Origin of the sequence: Flavobacterium turcicum, assembly GCF_011365745.1 — a bacterium.
GTDB lineage: Bacteria > Bacteroidota > Bacteroidia > Flavobacteriales > Flavobacteriaceae > Flavobacterium > Flavobacterium turcicum.
Window position 1 is genome coordinate 161,493 of the sequence record NZ_JAAOBY010000002.1, and the last position, 15,859, is coordinate 177,351.

Below are 15,859 nucleotides of genomic sequence, written 5' to 3' on the forward strand. Positions count from 1 at the left end.
TTAAAGTTTAAAAGTTTAAAGTTTAAAGTTATTATGAGTAACTGAAAACGGTAAACTTGAAAGTAGTTATATTTATTTTTTAAAGCAGTCAATGATTTGATACGCTACTCGCAGCGCTTCTGTTGCTTGATTTAAGGTTACAGTAGGAGTGGTGTTGTTGGTAATGGCATCTGCAAACGATTCTAATTCATCAAGAATGGCATTATTTTGCTCGACTTCAGGATTCGAAAAGTAAATTTGTTTTTTTACTCCTTCAGCATTTTGCAAGATCATATCAAAATCGCCTGGAACTTCTGGAGCATCTTTCATTTTAACGACTTCACATTTTTTTTCTAGGAAATCAACGGAGATGTAAGCGTCTTTTTGGAAAAAGCGTGATTTGCGCATGTTTTTCATCGAAATTCGGCTTGCGGTCAAGTTAGCAACGCAACCATTCTCAAATTCAATTCTGGCATTGGCAATATCAGGAGTGTCAGAAATAACAGAAACTCCGCTCGCACTTATATTTTTTACTTTAGATTGTACTACGCTTAAAATAGCATCAATATCATGAATCATTAAATCTAAAACAACAGGAACATCGGTTCCACGAGGATTAAATTCTGCTAAACGATGTGCTTCAATAAACATTGGGTTTTCGATCATATTTTTGGTCGCAATGAACGCAGGGTTAAAGCGCTCCACATGTCCAACTTGCCCTTTTACATTGTATTCATTTGCCAAAGCGATAATTTCTTCGGCTTCTTCAACAGTGTTTGAAATTGGTTTTTCAATAAAAACATGCTTTCCTGACTTGATTGCGACTTTGGCACATTTGTAATGCGAAAGAGTAGGAGTAACAATGTCAATTACATCTACAGCATGTATTAAAGTAGCGATAGTGCTAAAATGTTTGTAACCAAATTCTTTAGCTACTTTTTCAGCATTTTCTTGATTGGGGTCGTAAAAACCAACTAATTCATATTTTTCAGATTGTTGTAATAAACGCAAATGTATTTTTCCTAGATGACCCGCACCTAATACTCCAATTTTTAGCATAACGATGTAATTTTTACAAAAATAGCAATAATATGATTAAAATTCAATTTAAAAAAGTCCAATTTCAGGCTATAATTGCAAGGATTGTTTTTGCAAATTGCCATTTGCTTTTTGGCATTTTTCCCTCTATTTTTACCAAAATAAAACTACCCCATTTTGAGAGATACAGCCAAACATCAAGGACTTCGAAATCAACTAACAAGCATTTTAGAGCAAAAAGGGATTGTAGATAAAAATGTACTTGATGCGATTAAAAAGATACCAAGACACTTGTTTTTAGATTCTAGTTTTGAGGATTACGCATACCAAGACAAGGCTTTTCCTATTGGGGCGGGGCAAACTATTTCGCAACCCTACACGGTAGCTTTTCAATCGCAATTGTTAGAAGTTAAAAAAGAAGATAAAATCTTAGAAATTGGTACTGGCTCGGGATATCAAACGGCTGTTTTGTGTACCATGGGAGCTAAAGTATATAGCGTAGAACGACAAAAAGAGTTGTTTAAAAAGACATCTAATTTTTTTCCGAAATTGCATATTAGACCCAAGCATCTTTCTTTTGGTGATGGTTACAAAGGTTTACCAAACTATGCGCCATTTGATAGTATTATTGTCACTGCGGGTGCTCCTTTTATCCCGCAGCCGTTAATGGCTCAGTTAAAAATTGGAGGTCGATTGGTAATTCCGCTTGGCGAAGACGTTCAAATCATGACGTTACTTATTCGTAAAAACGAAACCCAATTTGAAAAACACGAATTTGGTGAATTTCGATTTGTACCGCTTTTGGAAGATAAAAATTAAGTAAGATATCGGGTATTCTGAGGTTAATCTCTTTTTTATTATTAGATTTTCAGCTTCTATTTCAATTTCATTCGATTGAAGTAGTTAAACCATATCGTTTCAAAATGTTTTTCTGTTCATTAATCACAGCGATATAATTTTCTTCTTCGCTTGAATTTGTTGTGTTTAATAAGGTTTGAATAATCGGTAAAAGTGTATAACCATTCAGTAAGAATAAATAATTTGTTACTAGGCACGCCATTTTTTCAATTTCAACATCAAAAACAGACAGCCTTCTTAACTTTTGATAGGTTTGTACAGCAAAAATCATAGGATGAAGCTCATTTTTTTGGCTTTCGAACCATGTGAAAAAGCTTTCCAATTCCTTGTTTGATTCATTTGTCTGATTTTCAATTGCATCTGATGAAATTCCGCGAATTAACAATTGATAAAGGGTATGTAATTCTTTAGGACTGATAACTGTATTGTTTTGAGCAAGGTCACGAAGGTAGGCGAGTGCTTCGTGCTGATTAATGACTTCAAGGTGTTCGCGCATGCTTTTACCTGAAATCGTGTGGCCTTTGTTGATAATCAAATCTGTTTCCTCAAGACTCATGCTGTTGCCTGCAGCACGATTACTTTCATGAGTGAGTTCTATTTCTAAAGCTTTGGAGATGCGGTATCGGTCAAAGTGACTAATTGTACTCAAGTCATTTTTCAAAGAAGTAACTTCATCTAATAATCGTAAAAGGATTTTTGAAGGCTCGAACTTTTTTGGTTTAGTAATTACTTGTAATTCCTGCTGAGCGAGTTGTAAGGCTTGCATTGCCCATTCTTCGTTATTGATTTCGTTTAGGATTTTATCTTTAAGCCAAAGTATCACAATTTTTTCAATATCTATTTCAAGTAATTGAGCTAGTTTGACTAATTGGTCTCTTGTAGGCTTACGGTTTCCGGTTTCAAATTTGCTAATTAAAGCCTGATCAATGCCTAATAATTGCGCTACTTCTCGAGTTTTCAAACCTTTTTGTTCGCGCGCTGATTTAAGCATTTGGTGCATATAATTGAAATGTTTTTGCGAGTCTTGACGATTTAAGTCATCAATTGAGTTCTTAAATTAATGCAAATCAAAGGGAACTACTTAGAACGATTTTTTGATTCGTTCTAAGTCGCGTTTGGTATCTTGTTCTTTTAATGATTCGCGTTTATCGTAGGTTTTCTTTCCTTTACAAAGGCCAATTTGTAGTTTAGCCAAGCCTTTTTCATTGGTAAACAATTTTAAAGGAACAATGGTTAAACCTTTGGCTTGTACGCTTTTTAGTAAACCTTTTAATTCTTTCCTTTTTAAAAGTAATTTTCTTTCACTTCTGGATTTATGATTGAATTGATTACCAAAAGCATACTCTTCAATATAGGTATTGATTGCAAAAAGCTCAGCATTGCTGTTAAACTCACAAAAGCTTTCTGTAATATTGGCTTTGCCCAAACGAATAGATTTAATTTCAGTACCTGCTAATACAATTCCAGCAGTGTAGGTATCGAGAATTTCATAATCGAATTTCGCTCTTTTGTTGAATATGTTTATTGTTTTTACCATAGGTGACAAAGGTAATAAAATTTAAAATGGTTTTGTCAAATTAAGGTAATTTGAGTAGTTGGTAACTAATGGTGTCACCAATAATTGTTACTATATAGAGGTTTCCAAAGGTGGTATCTTCAATATCGTTAAATACTTGTTGGTTTATTATCTTATTGACAAAGTCTGGAGTGGTATTGCTATGACCTACAATCAGTACTTTTCTACCTAAAGTTATTTTTTTAAACGCCTTTAAATCAATTTTTTGAGGATCATAAAGCTGTATTTCAATTTTATCGGCAGTAGCAATTGGAGTCGCTGTTTGCTGAGTTCTTTTGTAATTAGTGCTGTAAATTTGGTCAAAATCAATTGATTCAAAAATAGCTTTCCATTTTTGTGCTCGTTGCATTCCTAACTCTGATAAATTTGGATCTTTAGAGTTGTCTACTTTTTCGGCATGTCTAATAAAATAATAAGTAGTGCTTTTTTGTTGACTAAAACTAAGTTGCCATGCCATTAATAGGAATAAAATCAGTTTTGTTTTCATGATCAATTGTATTTTGCTTCGGTTGAAAATTAGTTATCTTTGCATTATGCAAAATTCTACATCAAAAGACCCACTTCACGGTATTACCCTAAAATCTATTGTAGAGCAATTGGTTGCTTATTATGGGTTTGATACTTTAGGAGAATTGGTCAAAATTAAATGTTTTAGAGACAACCCAAGTGTAAAATCAAGCCTTACTTTTTTGCGTAAAACCGATTGGGCACGTCAGCAAGTTGAGGAGTTGTATGTAAAAACTATTCCAAAATTCTCAAAGTAATTCCATTACTTAATTCGGTAAGAAAGCATTATGCCACCTCTATAAGGAAGCCATTCACCACTTTTGTTGTATTTTTTGGCCTCATCCACACGTTCACCTGTACTTACTAAATACCCTTTGTAAAAACCCTGATGGTTTCCGCCACCTAAAAAGAAATCCAAAACAAAGCGTTCTTTAATTCTCTTTTGGTAGCCAATTGTTGCCCCGGCCATGTATCCCACACCTTTTTCATAATTATCCGTTTTCCAGTAGTTCCATTTTTGAAAATTATACACGGTTCCACCTAAGTGAACGCCAGCATAAAAACCATTAAATTTTTCCTTGAAGTGATAACGGTATTCTGGGATAAACATATAGAATTGCGCTGGATTTCCATTGATAGATTTCCACATAGATGCGGTAATATCAAACTGAAAAGTTGATTTTTCACCAATGCTGGTTTCAATCCCAACATTTGGTACGGTTAGCAAGGTAGTTATCGCATTGGCTTTTACATAGGTTTGTGCTTGAGCGAAAGTGCTAATTAAAAGGAGACTGAAGTAAATTAGTTTTTTCATAATTATCGAATTACTACCAACGGTATTCAAATTGTAAAATGGTTTGGAGCAAATTTAGAATATAATAGGTACCAAATAGGTATTGTGGTTTAAAAATCACTTTTAAAGTGATTGTTTTATTTTTTTAAAATCGAATAAATAACACTATCCCAAAAGCGACCGTCAAAAAATTCATTTTCTCGCAAATGACCTTCTTTAATAAATCCGTTTTTCTCTAGTACTTTTGCGGAAGCATAATTTTCTGGATCGATAATGGCTTCAATGGAATGCAAGTTCATCTCGTCCCATCCATATTTCACAACTTTTTGTACTGCCTCTGTAATAATTCCTTTGCCGTGATGTTCAGGTAATAACATGTACCCAATTTCGGCTCTGTAACTCTCAGGTTTAATTCTGTAATGTCCAATAATACCAATCATTTTCGGGTTGTCTTGAAATGATATAGCCCAATTTATTCCTAAGTTGGCATCAATGTTATCATTGATTGTTTTGATATGTTCAAGGGCTTGTTCAGTAGTATGTAAAAGTGGTCGTGGAATAAATTCCATTGTTTGAGGATTGGAACGTAGCGCAAGTAATTCGGCAGCATCGTTATTATCTAAACGTCTCAAAACCAATCGCTCTGTTTTTAAAATAGGGAATGGAGAAAAATTAATTACCATCATGCGGATGAAGATTTAAAGTATTTCAATTTGATATTGTGCCGTAAAAGATTGATTTGCATTAAGTTTTTGCATTCCTTCTTTTTCAAACAAATTACCATTTGCAGTTTGAGTATCAGAATAACCATACCAAGGTTCAATGCAAATAAAAGGAGCGTTAGTTTTTGTCCAAATCCCCAAATTGGGAAAACCAGCAAATTTTACTTTTAAAAGTGGTTTTTCTCGATGGAGAATGGTCAGCTCCTTAGATTCAATAGATTTAAAAATCAAAGCATCGTGTGCAAACAAATCATAATCTAATGCTACTTTTTTGTTATTTGAAGCAAGAACTTTGGTTTGATCAGATACTAAATCGTTGGCGAGAATAAAATATTTCAAAGTTTCTTCTTTTTCGAATACTAAACTATAATCATTAAAATTATCTGCTAAAGCAAATGCAGGATGTGCACCTATTGCAAACGGCATCGAATGCTCACCGTTATTACTCACTTTGTAATCAACAAAAATTGAAGCATCTTGAAGTGTGTAGCTCACCTGCAATTCAAAATGGAATGGGTAAACTGCTAAAGTTTTTGCATCGGCTTGCAAAGAAAAAGTAACTGCTGTTTTTGACGATTGTACGATATCAAAAGGCATATCTCTTGCAAAACCATGACGTGTTAATTGGTATTGTTGCTCATTAAAATTGTAGGTGTTGTTTTTTAAAGTTCCAACAATTGGGAATAAAATAGGAGCGTGCTTTCCCCAAATAGCTGGGTCACCTCCCCACATGTATTCTTTTTTCTCAGAGTTTGTAATCGAAAATAATTCGGCTCCAAGCTGCTTGATTTGAACGGTAAGTTTTGAATTTTGTAGCGTTGTAATCACGTTAGTTGATTTAAAATGAGAATTTGCAATAGTGTAAAAGTATTTATAAAATATCTAATAGTTGCTTGAAGCACTTTTTTTATTCATGCAGCTGGTAATGATTGTGTTTTTAAGGCTTAAATTCCTCTTTTTTTATTTAATTTGTATAAAAAATTATAAACAATGAAAAACTTAAAATTAGGATTTCTACTACCAGTTGCTTTACTGTCTGTAGGAGTTCATACTTTGTCAGCGCAGCAGGCTCCTGCAAATGGAGCAGTAGCACCGATTTCAAAGTATGATTATCATGATGCTTTTGCACCTCATTTTTACTCGAAAAACGGAACAAATACTCGTTCTGCAAGTGGTCAACCTGGAGCCGAATATTGGCAAAACAGCGCCGATTACAAATTGACGGCTAAATTAGATGAGCAAAAAAATGAAATTACCGGTACGGGAATTATCACCTATACCAATAATAGTCCGGATAAATTGGGCTTTTTATGGATGAATTTGGATCAAAATTTATTCAAAGCTGATTCTCGTGGAAATGCCGTTGTGCCCTTAACAGGAAGTAGAAATGGTGCTCAAGGACAAGTTTTTGACGGAGGTCACAAAATTAAATCGGTTAAAATTCTTAGCACTAATAAAGGAGTAACAACCGAGTCAGTAGCTAAGTATGTAATCACTGATACTAGAATGCAAGTTTTTTTACCTCAAGCTTTGAGTGCAAAAGGTGGCGTTGTAAAAGTAAAAATTGAATTTTCATTTGTTGCGCCTTTTGAGGGATCAGATAGAATGGGAGTTTTGGAAACTAAAAACGGAAAAATCTTCACAATTGCTCAATGGTACCCACGTATGTGTGTGTACGATGATGTGCGCGGCTGGAATACTAACCCGTACTTGGGAGCTTCTGAGTTTTACCTAGAATATGGTGACTTTGATGTAAGTATTACTGCCCCATCAAACCACATAGTTGTGGCTTCGGGAGAATTGGTAAACACAACTGCTGTTTATTCTGCGGCGGAACAAGCTCGTTTGGCACAAGCAAAACAAAGCGATAAAACGGTTATCATTCGATCTGCTTCAGAGGTTGAGGCGCTCGCTAAATCAGCAACTTCAGCTACCAAAACGTGGAATTATAAAATCAAAAATTCACGAGATTTTTCATGGTCTTCTTCTGCGGCTTTTGTTTTAGATGCTGCAAAAATCAATTTGCCAAGCGGTAAAAAATCGTTAGCAATGTCAGTGTATCCTATCGAAAGTGCTGGTGATGCAGCTTGGGGACGCTCTACAGAATATACCAAGGCTTCTATTGAAAATTACTCAAAAAGATGGTATGAATATCCTTATCCTGCTGCAATTAACGTCGCTGGAAATGAGGGTGGAATGGAATATCCAGGAATTGTATTTTGTAGTTGGGAGTCTAAAGGTGCCGACTTATGGGGAGTTACTGATCACGAGTTCGGACACATTTGGTTCCCAATGATCGTAGGTTCTAACGAACGTTTGTTTGCTTGGATGGATGAAGGTTTTAATACATTCATCAATTCATTAAGTTCACTTGATTTTAACAATGGTGAGTATAAAGAGCCAAAAGCCGACATGCACCAGAGAGCTGAAACGTATACAAGCCCGAATTTAGAAACTATCATGAGTTCTCCTGACAATATGAAGGAACGTAATATTGGTTTATTAGCGTACTCTAAACCAAGTTCTGGATTGGTAATTTTGAGAGAACAAGTTCTAGGACCTGAACGATTTGACTTGGCTTTGAAAACATATATTGAGCGTTGGGCTTTTAAACACCCACAACCAGATGATTTCTTCAGAACAATTGAAAATGTTGCTGGAGAAGATTTAAGTTGGTTTTGGAGAGGTTGGTTTCAATACAACTGGCGTTTAGATCAAGGTATAAATAATGTGAAATACGTTAAAAATGATCCTAAACTAGGTGCGGTAATTACCATTGAAAACTTCGAAAAAATGGCTATGCCAGTAGCCTTAGATGTAAAAACTAAAGCTGGAAAAGTTACACGTGTGAATTTACCAGTTGAAATTTGGCAACGTAACAAAGCATGGTCTTTCAAACACAATTCAACTGAAGAAATTGAAAGTATTACTCTAGATCCAGACCACGTTTTACCAGACAGCAATACTAAAAACAATACTTGGACAGCAACAGCTGGAACTCTTGAAAAAGATGTGATTTTGGATGGATATTTAGGAACTTATTCTACAAAAATGGCTCCGCTTAAAATCACTTTCACAGAGAAAAATGGCGTTTTGAATGCATTGATTACAGGTTATCCAAGTTTTAGTGTAGAGCCAATTGGTAAAAACAAGTTTGAATCTAAACTGGCAGGATTGACTTTTGAATTCAACGATAGTTTAAATGGTTTCGAAATGTTGGTTCCAGATGGACAAAAAATCCCTTTCACCAAGGAAAAATAAAATTAGGATTGTTTTTAAACAAAATAGGCTGCCCGAAAAGGCAGCCTATTTTTATTTAGAATTTTAATTGTTACTTGGGTATTTGTTGACTTAAGCAGTGCAAAGTTCCAAATCCCCAAATGAAATCAGTAGCACTGATTCCTATAACTTCTCTGTCAGGAAAGCATTCTGATAAAATATTCAATGCAATTCGGTCATTACTGTCATTAAATGTAGGTACCAAAACGCAGTTGTTCAAAATTAAAAAATTTGCATAACTAGCGGGTAATTGCAGTCCGTCAAAAAGTACTTTTTTAGGCATTGGCAAAGCTACAATTACTGGCGATTTACCATTTTCTAGTTTTGCATTTTGCAAGCGCTTTAAATTGTCTTGTAGGGCATGGTAATTTTTATCTTCTGGATTTGTCTCTACAATAGTCACAATGGTATCTTCGTTGACAAAGCGGCACAAATCATCAATATGGCCGTGCGTATCATCTCCTACGATTCCGTCTCCAAGCCAAATGACATTGGTCACTCCCAAATATTCTTTAAACACGGCTTCGTAATCTTCTTTTGTGAAACCAGCATTTCGCACTTGAATATCTGGATGCAATAAACATTCTTCAGAAGTTAACAAAGTACCTCGACCGTTTACATCAATCGCACCGCCTTCTACAATGACAGGTTTTCCTTTGTATACCACTTGCGTTAGCGGTAAGCCAAGATGAGTGGCTACTTTTTCAGGAACCAATTTATCTAGCTGTATGTTTTTGTATTTGGCCCAACCGTTGAAATTAAAGTTTAAAGCTTCTCTTGCAGAACCATTATATACGATAATTGGTCCTGAGTCACGCATCCAACTGCGATTGGTTTTGTATAGAATATAGGATACCGAGTCGGCTGAAACATGCGCCATTTCTAGTATTGATGTTACTTTTTCTTGTTGGTTCTCATCGGCTACAACCAAATAAACGGTTTCAAAAGCGGCTACTTTTTTAATAAATTCAACAAATGCCCACTGAACGGCTTCGTATTTTCCAGGCCAATCTTTTCCGTTGTGTGGAAAACAAAGTAACATTCCTTGTTGTTTTTCCCACTCTGCAGGAAATCGTCTTGTATTTGTAGTCATAAAGAAGTTATTATTTGAAAGATTGCAAATATAAACATTCAACTTCATTCTCGAAAACTATGTATTGACTGATTTTATATTTGAAATGAACCTTGATTGTTTTGGTAATAATTATATAATGTTGTGTTAATTTCAAAAATACAGTTGCGTGTTAGTTTTGGCAAAAACAAAAAACACACAATTATGAAAAAACAATTTATGATGTTCTTGGTTGCCGGTGCCGTATTGGTAGGTTGCGAGAAAGATTCGAATGCAAATCAAGAACCCGAGTTAATCGTTAATGAAAATGCTGCAAGTTTTAAAGAAATTGGTTCGCTTGCCATAGGAGGAACGGGTGCTGCTGAAATTAGTGCCTATGATGAAGTTGGTAAAAAATTATTTACAGTAAATAACAGCAACACCAATCAAATTGATGTAATTGATTTATCAGATCCTACTAGTCCTAAAAAATTAGCTGTGATTGATTTATCTGTTTATAATGGAGCATCAAATAGTGTGGCTGTTTATGATGGCAAATTAGCGGTTGCATTAGAATCTACTGTTAACAAACAAGCAAATGGAAAAGTAGTTGTTTTTAAAACGACTGATTATAGCTTGATTAAAGAAATAACTGTGGGTGCATTACCTGATATGTTAACCTTTTCGCCTGACGGGAAATTTATTATGACAGCCAATGAAGGAGAGCCAAATGCAGACTATTCAGTAGATCCTGATGGAACTATTTCGATTATTGATGTAAATAATAACTATGCTGTTACTACTTTGAATTTTTCGGGATTCGAAAATCAATTAACAGCTTTGAAAGCAAAAGGATTTCGAATTTCTAAAAAAGCAAAATCTTTTGCAGCAGATATTGAGCCTGAATATATTACTATCTCTGAAGATTCTAAAACGGCTTGGATCACTTTACAAGAAAACAATGGAGTAGCTAAAGTCGATTTGACTAACAAAACCATAACGGCTCTTTTTGGATTAGGTTATAAAGATTTCAACAGCGTTGAAAATGGTATTGACGTTAGTGATAGAGACAATGCAATTGCCTTCACTCCATGGAAATTAAAAGGATTGTTCATGCCAGATGCAATTGCCAGTTATATGGTAAACGGAACTACTTATTTTGTAACAGCAAATGAGGGAGACGCTAGAGAATATGGTGCCTATAGTGATGTTGCACGATTGAAACCCTTGTCATTAGATCCAACTGCTTTTCCTGATGCAGTAACTTTAAAAACCGATCCTAAAATGGGACGTTTGAATTTAGTTGCTACCGAAGGTGATACTGAAGATGACGGTGATTTGGATGAATTAATTAGTTTTGGAGCGCGTTCTTTTACCATCTGGAACGGAAATACAGGCGCTTTGGTTTTTGATAGCAAAAATGATTTAGATAAACGTTCTCAAGATTTTGGAACCTATGACGATGCACGTAGTGATGATAAAGGTTCAGAACCAGAAGCTGTTGTAGTGGCAAAAATGGGGAATAAAAATATTTTATTTGTTGGCTTAGAACGAACAGATACTGTAATGGTTTATGACATTACTAACCCAGCACTTCCACAATATTTGCAAAGTTTTAAAACTGGCGATGCACCTGAAGGATTACTTTTTATACCACCATCAAAAAGTCCTACTAAAAGAAGTTTACTCGTTGTAAGTAGCGAAGGAGATGGAGTAGTGAAATTTTTCCAACCGGATTTGAATTAAATAGAGTCATTATTTAAAACAAACAAGCCTGCTGATTTTGAAATTAGCAGGCTTGTCTTGTTTTTACGATATAAATTTAGTCGATGGCTCTTTTTGTGATATCACCAAAAGCATCAATACGTCGGTCTCTAAAAAATGGCCAGTTTTGACGCACATTTTCTTGTAAGTCAAGATCAACTTCGGCAATTAATATTTCTTCTTGATCGTGTGAGGCTTGTGCTAAAATTTCTCCTTGAGGTCCGGCAATAAAAGAAGATCCCCAGAATTGAATTCCAGCTGTGTCAGGTAAATATTGCTCTAAACCAATACGGTTAGCTGCTGCTACGTACACACCATTTGCTACTGCGTGCCCTTTCATTACGGTCATCCAAGCATTGTGTTGGTTTTCACCATATTGCTCTTTTTCTTGCGGGTGCCATCCAATTGCGGTAGGATAAAACAATACTTCAGCACCTTTCAAAGCAGTCAAACGAGCTGCTTCAGGATACCATTGATCCCAACAAATTAAAGTTCCAATATTTCCTTTTTTGGTTGGATTGTTTTTAAATCCTAAATCACCTGGTGTGAAATAAAATTTTTCGTAAAAAGCAGGATCGTCTGGAATATGCATTTTGCGGTACAATCCAGCTTCTGTCCCGTCAGTATCAATAATGTAGGCACTGTTATGATAAATACCCGCCATTCTTTTTTCAAAAAAAGGAACAATAATAACCACTCCTAGTTCTTTTGCTAAAGCACTAAAAGCAGTAAAAGAAGTGCTGTACAAAGGCTCTGCAATCGAAAAATTTTCAACATCTTCGCTTTGGCAAAAGTAATGACTGCTGTATAACTCAGGCAAAGAGATAACTTCAGCCCCTTGTTGTGCGGCATCGCGAACCCAACTGATGCATTTCTTCAAGTTGTTTTCGGCAACATCATTCAAATTCAACTGAATAACCGCTATTTTGTATTTTTTATTTGACATGCTTTCTAATTTTAGACTGCAAAAATAGTGAATTTTAGAAAGAGTAAAAAATAGGGTATTAGCGAATTTGTTTTTAGAAAGCCTCGCTTTTTCATAGCAACCCTTTTTTTGGCAATTTTATTAGCACAATACCACTAGATTTTGATCAATTTCCCGGTTTGAGTCTCGCCTTTAGCGGTAATAAGCTTATAAATATATACGCCAGATGTGAAATTAATAAGCGTGATTTCCGAGGATTTTGAACTAATTGGATTGGTTTGCATTAATTGTCCGCTACTATTAAAAAGTTGTAATTCGCCAGTGCCTTCGGATTTAGCTTCAATTAAAAGTTTGTTGTCTTTTTGGACCAAGGTTGGAGTAACCAAAAATAACTGTTCAAAGTAATAATTAGTCTCGAATACGGATGAGTCGAATACAGTTCCATCAATTAAAGTTAATCTTATAAAGTAGCGATTAATACCAATTTCGGGATTGTCATCTGTTACGGTAATTGTTTTTGAATTGATGTTTAAGATTGTATTTATTGAAGTTTCTTGATTATTTTTTGTTTTAAGTATTTCTATTTTTTTTATCTGAAAAAGACTAAAAAGACTAGCGCTTATTTTAATTTGATTTTCTGATTCAATTTCAGCTAGAGTCGACTCAAAATAACAATCTGTATTTGGTCTTGTTACTACAGTTGATTCACTTTTGATGCCTTCAATTCCTTTAAAAACGGGTGCTACCGTATAATTTGTGGCATCGGTAAAGGTGTAAGTATTAGTTGTTATTTGCTCTTTAAATTGTAAGCTGCTGTTGCGTAATGTATAAATATTGAAAGCGGTCACAGCTGGTGGAGTAGACCAAGTAATCTCGGTAATTCCATTACAAACCAATGTTGTGGTAACATTTAAGTCGTACGATAAAATAAAGGAATCACTCAGATATTCTCGTTCGTTAATCTTCATTTTTAGTTTAGCTTGCTCAAAAAGAGGTTGAGCTGGTGCGTACAAATAGCGTTGATTTTGTATGTCGATATTATTTTGAATCGGTGTCCATGATAATCCGTCATCGAAGCTAATGGACAATGTTCCGTTTGTATTTGTTTGATTGGTTTTCCATTTAAAAGGAGAAGGATTTTTTCCATCAAATGGGAAATTATCATTGCGTTTTGGATACAACCATTCAAAGGTATCGGCTGATTCATAATCATAAACAATACTGTAATTTTGAAAATCATTTTGTAAAAGCTGACTTTTTACTGTTAAAGTATAAGTTTGCTCCTGAGGATTTGCTAATTCAATTTGTTCGATTGTATTGAGATGGTCCGGCGCCTTAGTTGCAGGAGCTGCTGGATTTGCTGCATTAAGTACCCAAGGTAATTCATTTTCTGTAGTTGAATTTAAAGATAAATCGAGGTCATTTACCAAACAAAAGGTACTATTGGCAGGCGCTTCGGGATCAGTCCAAACTAATGATATTTTTAGATTTTTTGCGGAGGCAGGCAATTCTATTTGATGGGTGTTAGTTTGCATGGATCCAATTTTCCCCAAGATAATCCGATTTTCATTTATAGTATTCAAACATTTTGTAGCATTTATATTCCCGAAACCGTAGGTAAAATCAGGACCTTTATTACCTAAATCTTTAGCACTGTTTATTAAAATGGCTTTGGCAGTATCATTACGTAGCGGCAGTTTGTTTTTTGCAGTATGCAGTTCGTTCATCAATGCGATAACTCCAGTAGTAATGGCTGCGCTATTTGATGTACCTTCTGTACTGTAGGCTACTATTTCGGGTTTAATTCGACCATCATTAGCAGGTCCTTTTGACGAAAAAGGCATTATTTGTTCATTAGTATCTACACAACCAACTACAATACTATTTTTAGAGTTTTTGAAGTTACCTGTAATGGTTTTGTAGCCCTCAGTTCCTCTGTTTCCTGCCGAAAATACATGGTTTAAGCTGGTGTTTTCAAATGAATTTTTGTCGTAAGCGTTTGCTAGTAGACCATAAAAATTTTCGATAGTTGTTCCATACGAATGATTTTGGACGGTTACACCTTGTAAGGAATTAATTGGATCAGGAAAAAGAGAATTAAAATTGGAGGATTGTAATTTAGCCTTTGGCGCGACACCTTTGCCTAATGCTGAGCTGTTGCCTAATCCAGCAGCTATAGTTGCCATAGCAGTTGCATGAGCACCTACTTGTGCTGACTCTGAGCTGGAGGTAATGTATTTTCCGAGAAGGTCAATATCGGCGGTATCAAACAAATCATCTTTAATGGAAATAATTTGAGTGGCGCCATCAACGAGTGGAAATTTTTCTGAAAGCCCGTTTATTTGATTTACGGTTAAATTTTGATCTCTAATTTTAGATTCAAGGGTGGGAGTAAAGGATTCTGTTGTAATAGATAATACAAAAGGTAATGGTAAAATATGCTCTTGTATTGTTTGTAAATCTGTGCGTAACATGATCATATCACCAACAATTTTGTGTGCTATTTGCAACTTGTTTAATGTGGCTTGAAGTAAGTTGGTATTAGATGTTGAGAGATTGAAATTGTTTTTTCTATTTTTTTTAAGGGTTTGTTCCGGGAGTTTCCAATCGTTGTTAACCCGATAAATTTGTTCCTTAAATTTTTCCGATGGTTCGTTCGAAACAGGAATAATACAAAATTGCGAGTCTAATTGCTTTATTATTTTATACTTGTTAGTCAATGCATTAGAAACAGTAGTTAGAAAATAGGTTGAAGGTTTCTTTTGGTCTGTTGTAGTAAGCAAATGTTTCCATCGATCTGTTTTTTGCGAAAAAGATATCAAAGGAATAAAGAGTAGTGCTATAATGATTTTGAAATTCATGTAATAAAGTATTTTGAATGCTATTTTTAGTTGGATTAAAATATATTGCACTTTTTTATTTTCTGATAATTTATTTGTAAGAATTTGTTATTTCGGACCATTTTGAAACTATTATATAAGTCTTTTTTTGATTTTAACAACTTACAAAAATTATGTTAAAATATATAAAATTATTCCTCTTAGTACTTATTTTTTTAACTAAATTGATTTTTTACTTTTTTTCAAATATAAAAAATAATTTCTAATTTTTCTTTTCATTTCATTAGTAAAAAATAATTGAATGTTATTTTATTACTCAATTTTAGATGATATTGTTTTTATTTAACAATAAAATTATCGTATTGACAAACGGCCTTTTGTTTTTAATTTGTTCTTGATTGTCTTTTTTTAAAACATTTGTTACAAATATAACTTTTTTAGTTAAATTTGTTATTTTAATAAAAATATGATTTTCGTACAAATTTAATTGTCTATTTTCGGCTTTTTGATTTTGCAAAGTGCTTCAA

The 15,859-nt window shown here is 34.4% G+C and carries 14 protein-coding genes; 4 read left to right on the forward strand and 10 right to left on the reverse strand.

What is annotated here, in order from left to right; genetic code table 11:
- Positions 1 to 72 precede the first annotated feature (72 nt).
- On the reverse strand, positions 73 to 1,038 hold the full coding sequence (locus G9Q29_RS04680) for a Gfo/Idh/MocA family oxidoreductase (RefSeq protein ID WP_166133840.1): 966 nt from the start codon (positions 1,036 to 1,038) through the stop codon (positions 73 to 75).
- 156 nt (positions 1,039 to 1,194) lie between these two features.
- Between G9Q29_RS04680 and G9Q29_RS04685 the strand changes: the two genes are divergently transcribed.
- Positions 1,195 to 1,836, forward strand: coding sequence for a protein-L-isoaspartate(D-aspartate) O-methyltransferase (locus G9Q29_RS04685; RefSeq protein ID WP_166133842.1), 642 nt, complete (start codon positions 1,195 to 1,197; stop codon positions 1,834 to 1,836).
- 67 nt (positions 1,837 to 1,903) lie between these two features.
- Here G9Q29_RS04685 and G9Q29_RS04690 read toward each other — a convergent pair whose 3' ends face one another.
- The 3 genes from G9Q29_RS04690 to G9Q29_RS04700 form a co-directional block, all read right to left on the reverse strand.
- The gene (locus G9Q29_RS04690) at positions 1,904 to 2,875 is read right to left on the reverse strand and encodes a helix-turn-helix domain-containing protein (RefSeq protein WP_166133844.1); all 972 of its coding nucleotides are present in this window, start codon (positions 2,873 to 2,875) and stop codon (positions 1,904 to 1,906) included.
- 81 nt (positions 2,876 to 2,956) lie between these two features.
- Complete coding sequence (gene smpB / locus G9Q29_RS04695) at positions 2,957 to 3,412, reverse strand: SsrA-binding protein SmpB (protein WP_166133846.1); 456 nt, start codon at positions 3,410 to 3,412, stop codon at positions 2,957 to 2,959.
- A 40-nt stretch (positions 3,413 to 3,452) separates the two neighbouring features.
- The gene (locus G9Q29_RS04700; RefSeq protein WP_166133848.1) at positions 3,453 to 3,938 is read right to left on the reverse strand and encodes a SixA phosphatase family protein; all 486 of its coding nucleotides are present in this window, start codon (positions 3,936 to 3,938) and stop codon (positions 3,453 to 3,455) included.
- Between the two features lie 46 nt (positions 3,939 to 3,984).
- On the opposite strand from G9Q29_RS04700, the gene G9Q29_RS04705 reads away from it, so the two are divergent.
- Positions 3,985 to 4,215, forward strand: a complete 231-nt coding sequence (locus G9Q29_RS04705; protein WP_166133850.1) for a VF530 family protein — start codon at positions 3,985 to 3,987, stop codon at positions 4,213 to 4,215.
- Between the two features lie 5 nt (positions 4,216 to 4,220).
- Here the strand turns inward: G9Q29_RS04705 and G9Q29_RS04710 are convergent, their stop codons facing one another.
- From G9Q29_RS04710 to G9Q29_RS04720, 3 genes are all read right to left on the reverse strand, one after another.
- Entirely contained in the window at positions 4,221 to 4,772 is a 552-nt protein-coding gene (locus tag G9Q29_RS04710; protein WP_166133852.1) for a DUF3575 domain-containing protein, read from the reverse strand.
- A 116-nt stretch (positions 4,773 to 4,888) separates the two neighbouring features.
- Positions 4,889 to 5,437, reverse strand: a complete 549-nt coding sequence (locus tag G9Q29_RS04715; protein ID WP_166133854.1) for a GNAT family N-acetyltransferase — start codon at positions 5,435 to 5,437, stop codon at positions 4,889 to 4,891.
- 12 nt (positions 5,438 to 5,449) lie between these two features.
- Entirely contained in the window at positions 5,450 to 6,301 is an 852-nt protein-coding gene (locus G9Q29_RS04720) for an aldose 1-epimerase family protein (RefSeq protein WP_166133856.1), read from the reverse strand.
- A gap of 162 nt (positions 6,302 to 6,463) precedes the next feature.
- Between G9Q29_RS04720 and G9Q29_RS04725 the strand changes: the two genes are divergently transcribed.
- Positions 6,464 to 8,734, forward strand: coding sequence for a M1 family metallopeptidase (locus tag G9Q29_RS04725; RefSeq protein WP_166133858.1), 2,271 nt, complete (start codon positions 6,464 to 6,466; stop codon positions 8,732 to 8,734).
- A gap of 70 nt (positions 8,735 to 8,804) precedes the next feature.
- Here G9Q29_RS04725 and G9Q29_RS04730 read toward each other — a convergent pair whose 3' ends face one another.
- Positions 8,805 to 9,845 (reverse strand): agmatine deiminase family protein, encoded by a 1,041-nt coding sequence (locus tag G9Q29_RS04730; RefSeq protein WP_166133860.1) that lies wholly within the window; start codon positions 9,843 to 9,845, stop codon positions 8,805 to 8,807.
- A 183-nt stretch (positions 9,846 to 10,028) separates the two neighbouring features.
- Between G9Q29_RS04730 and G9Q29_RS04735 the strand changes: the two genes are divergently transcribed.
- Entirely contained in the window at positions 10,029 to 11,549 is a 1,521-nt protein-coding gene (locus G9Q29_RS04735) for a choice-of-anchor I family protein (protein WP_166133862.1), read from the forward strand.
- A gap of 76 nt (positions 11,550 to 11,625) precedes the next feature.
- On the opposite strand, the gene G9Q29_RS04740 is transcribed toward G9Q29_RS04735, so the two are convergent.
- Positions 11,626 to 12,513, reverse strand: coding sequence for a carbon-nitrogen hydrolase (locus G9Q29_RS04740; protein ID WP_166133864.1), 888 nt, complete (start codon positions 12,511 to 12,513; stop codon positions 11,626 to 11,628).
- Positions 12,514 to 12,647: 134 nt separating this feature from the next.
- Entirely contained in the window at positions 12,648 to 15,353 is a 2,706-nt protein-coding gene (locus G9Q29_RS04745) for a S8 family peptidase (RefSeq protein WP_166133866.1), read from the reverse strand.
- Positions 15,354 to 15,859 lie beyond the last annotated feature (506 nt).

Coding starts and splice junctions, on each gene's coding strand:
- G9Q29_RS04680 (WP_166133840.1), bottom strand. CDS start 1,038: ATGCTAAAAATTGGAGTATTAGGTGCGGGTCATCTAGGAAAAATACAT.
- G9Q29_RS04710 (WP_166133852.1), bottom strand. CDS start 4,772: ATGAAAAAACTAATTTACTTCAGTCTCCTTTTAATTAGCACTTTCGCT.
- G9Q29_RS04700 (WP_166133848.1), bottom strand. CDS start 3,938: ATGAAAACAAAACTGATTTTATTCCTATTAATGGCATGGCAACTTAGT.
- G9Q29_RS04705 (WP_166133850.1), top strand. CDS start 3,985: ATGCAAAATTCTACATCAAAAGACCCACTTCACGGTATTACCCTAAAA.
- G9Q29_RS04745 (WP_166133866.1), bottom strand. CDS start 15,353: ATGAATTTCAAAATCATTATAGCACTACTCTTTATTCCTTTGATATCT.
- smpB (WP_166133846.1), bottom strand. CDS start 3,412: ATGGTAAAAACAATAAACATATTCAACAAAAGAGCGAAATTCGATTAT.
- G9Q29_RS04725 (WP_166133858.1), top strand. CDS start 6,464: ATGAAAAACTTAAAATTAGGATTTCTACTACCAGTTGCTTTACTGTCT.
- G9Q29_RS04690 (WP_166133844.1), bottom strand. CDS start 2,875: ATGCACCAAATGCTTAAATCAGCGCGCGAACAAAAAGGTTTGAAAACT.
- G9Q29_RS04730 (WP_166133860.1), bottom strand. CDS start 9,845: ATGACTACAAATACAAGACGATTTCCTGCAGAGTGGGAAAAACAACAA.
- G9Q29_RS04715 (WP_166133854.1), bottom strand. CDS start 5,437: ATGATGGTAATTAATTTTTCTCCATTCCCTATTTTAAAAACAGAGCGA.
- G9Q29_RS04740 (WP_166133864.1), bottom strand. CDS start 12,513: ATGTCAAATAAAAAATACAAAATAGCGGTTATTCAGTTGAATTTGAAT.
- G9Q29_RS04735 (WP_166133862.1), top strand. CDS start 10,029: ATGAAAAAACAATTTATGATGTTCTTGGTTGCCGGTGCCGTATTGGTA.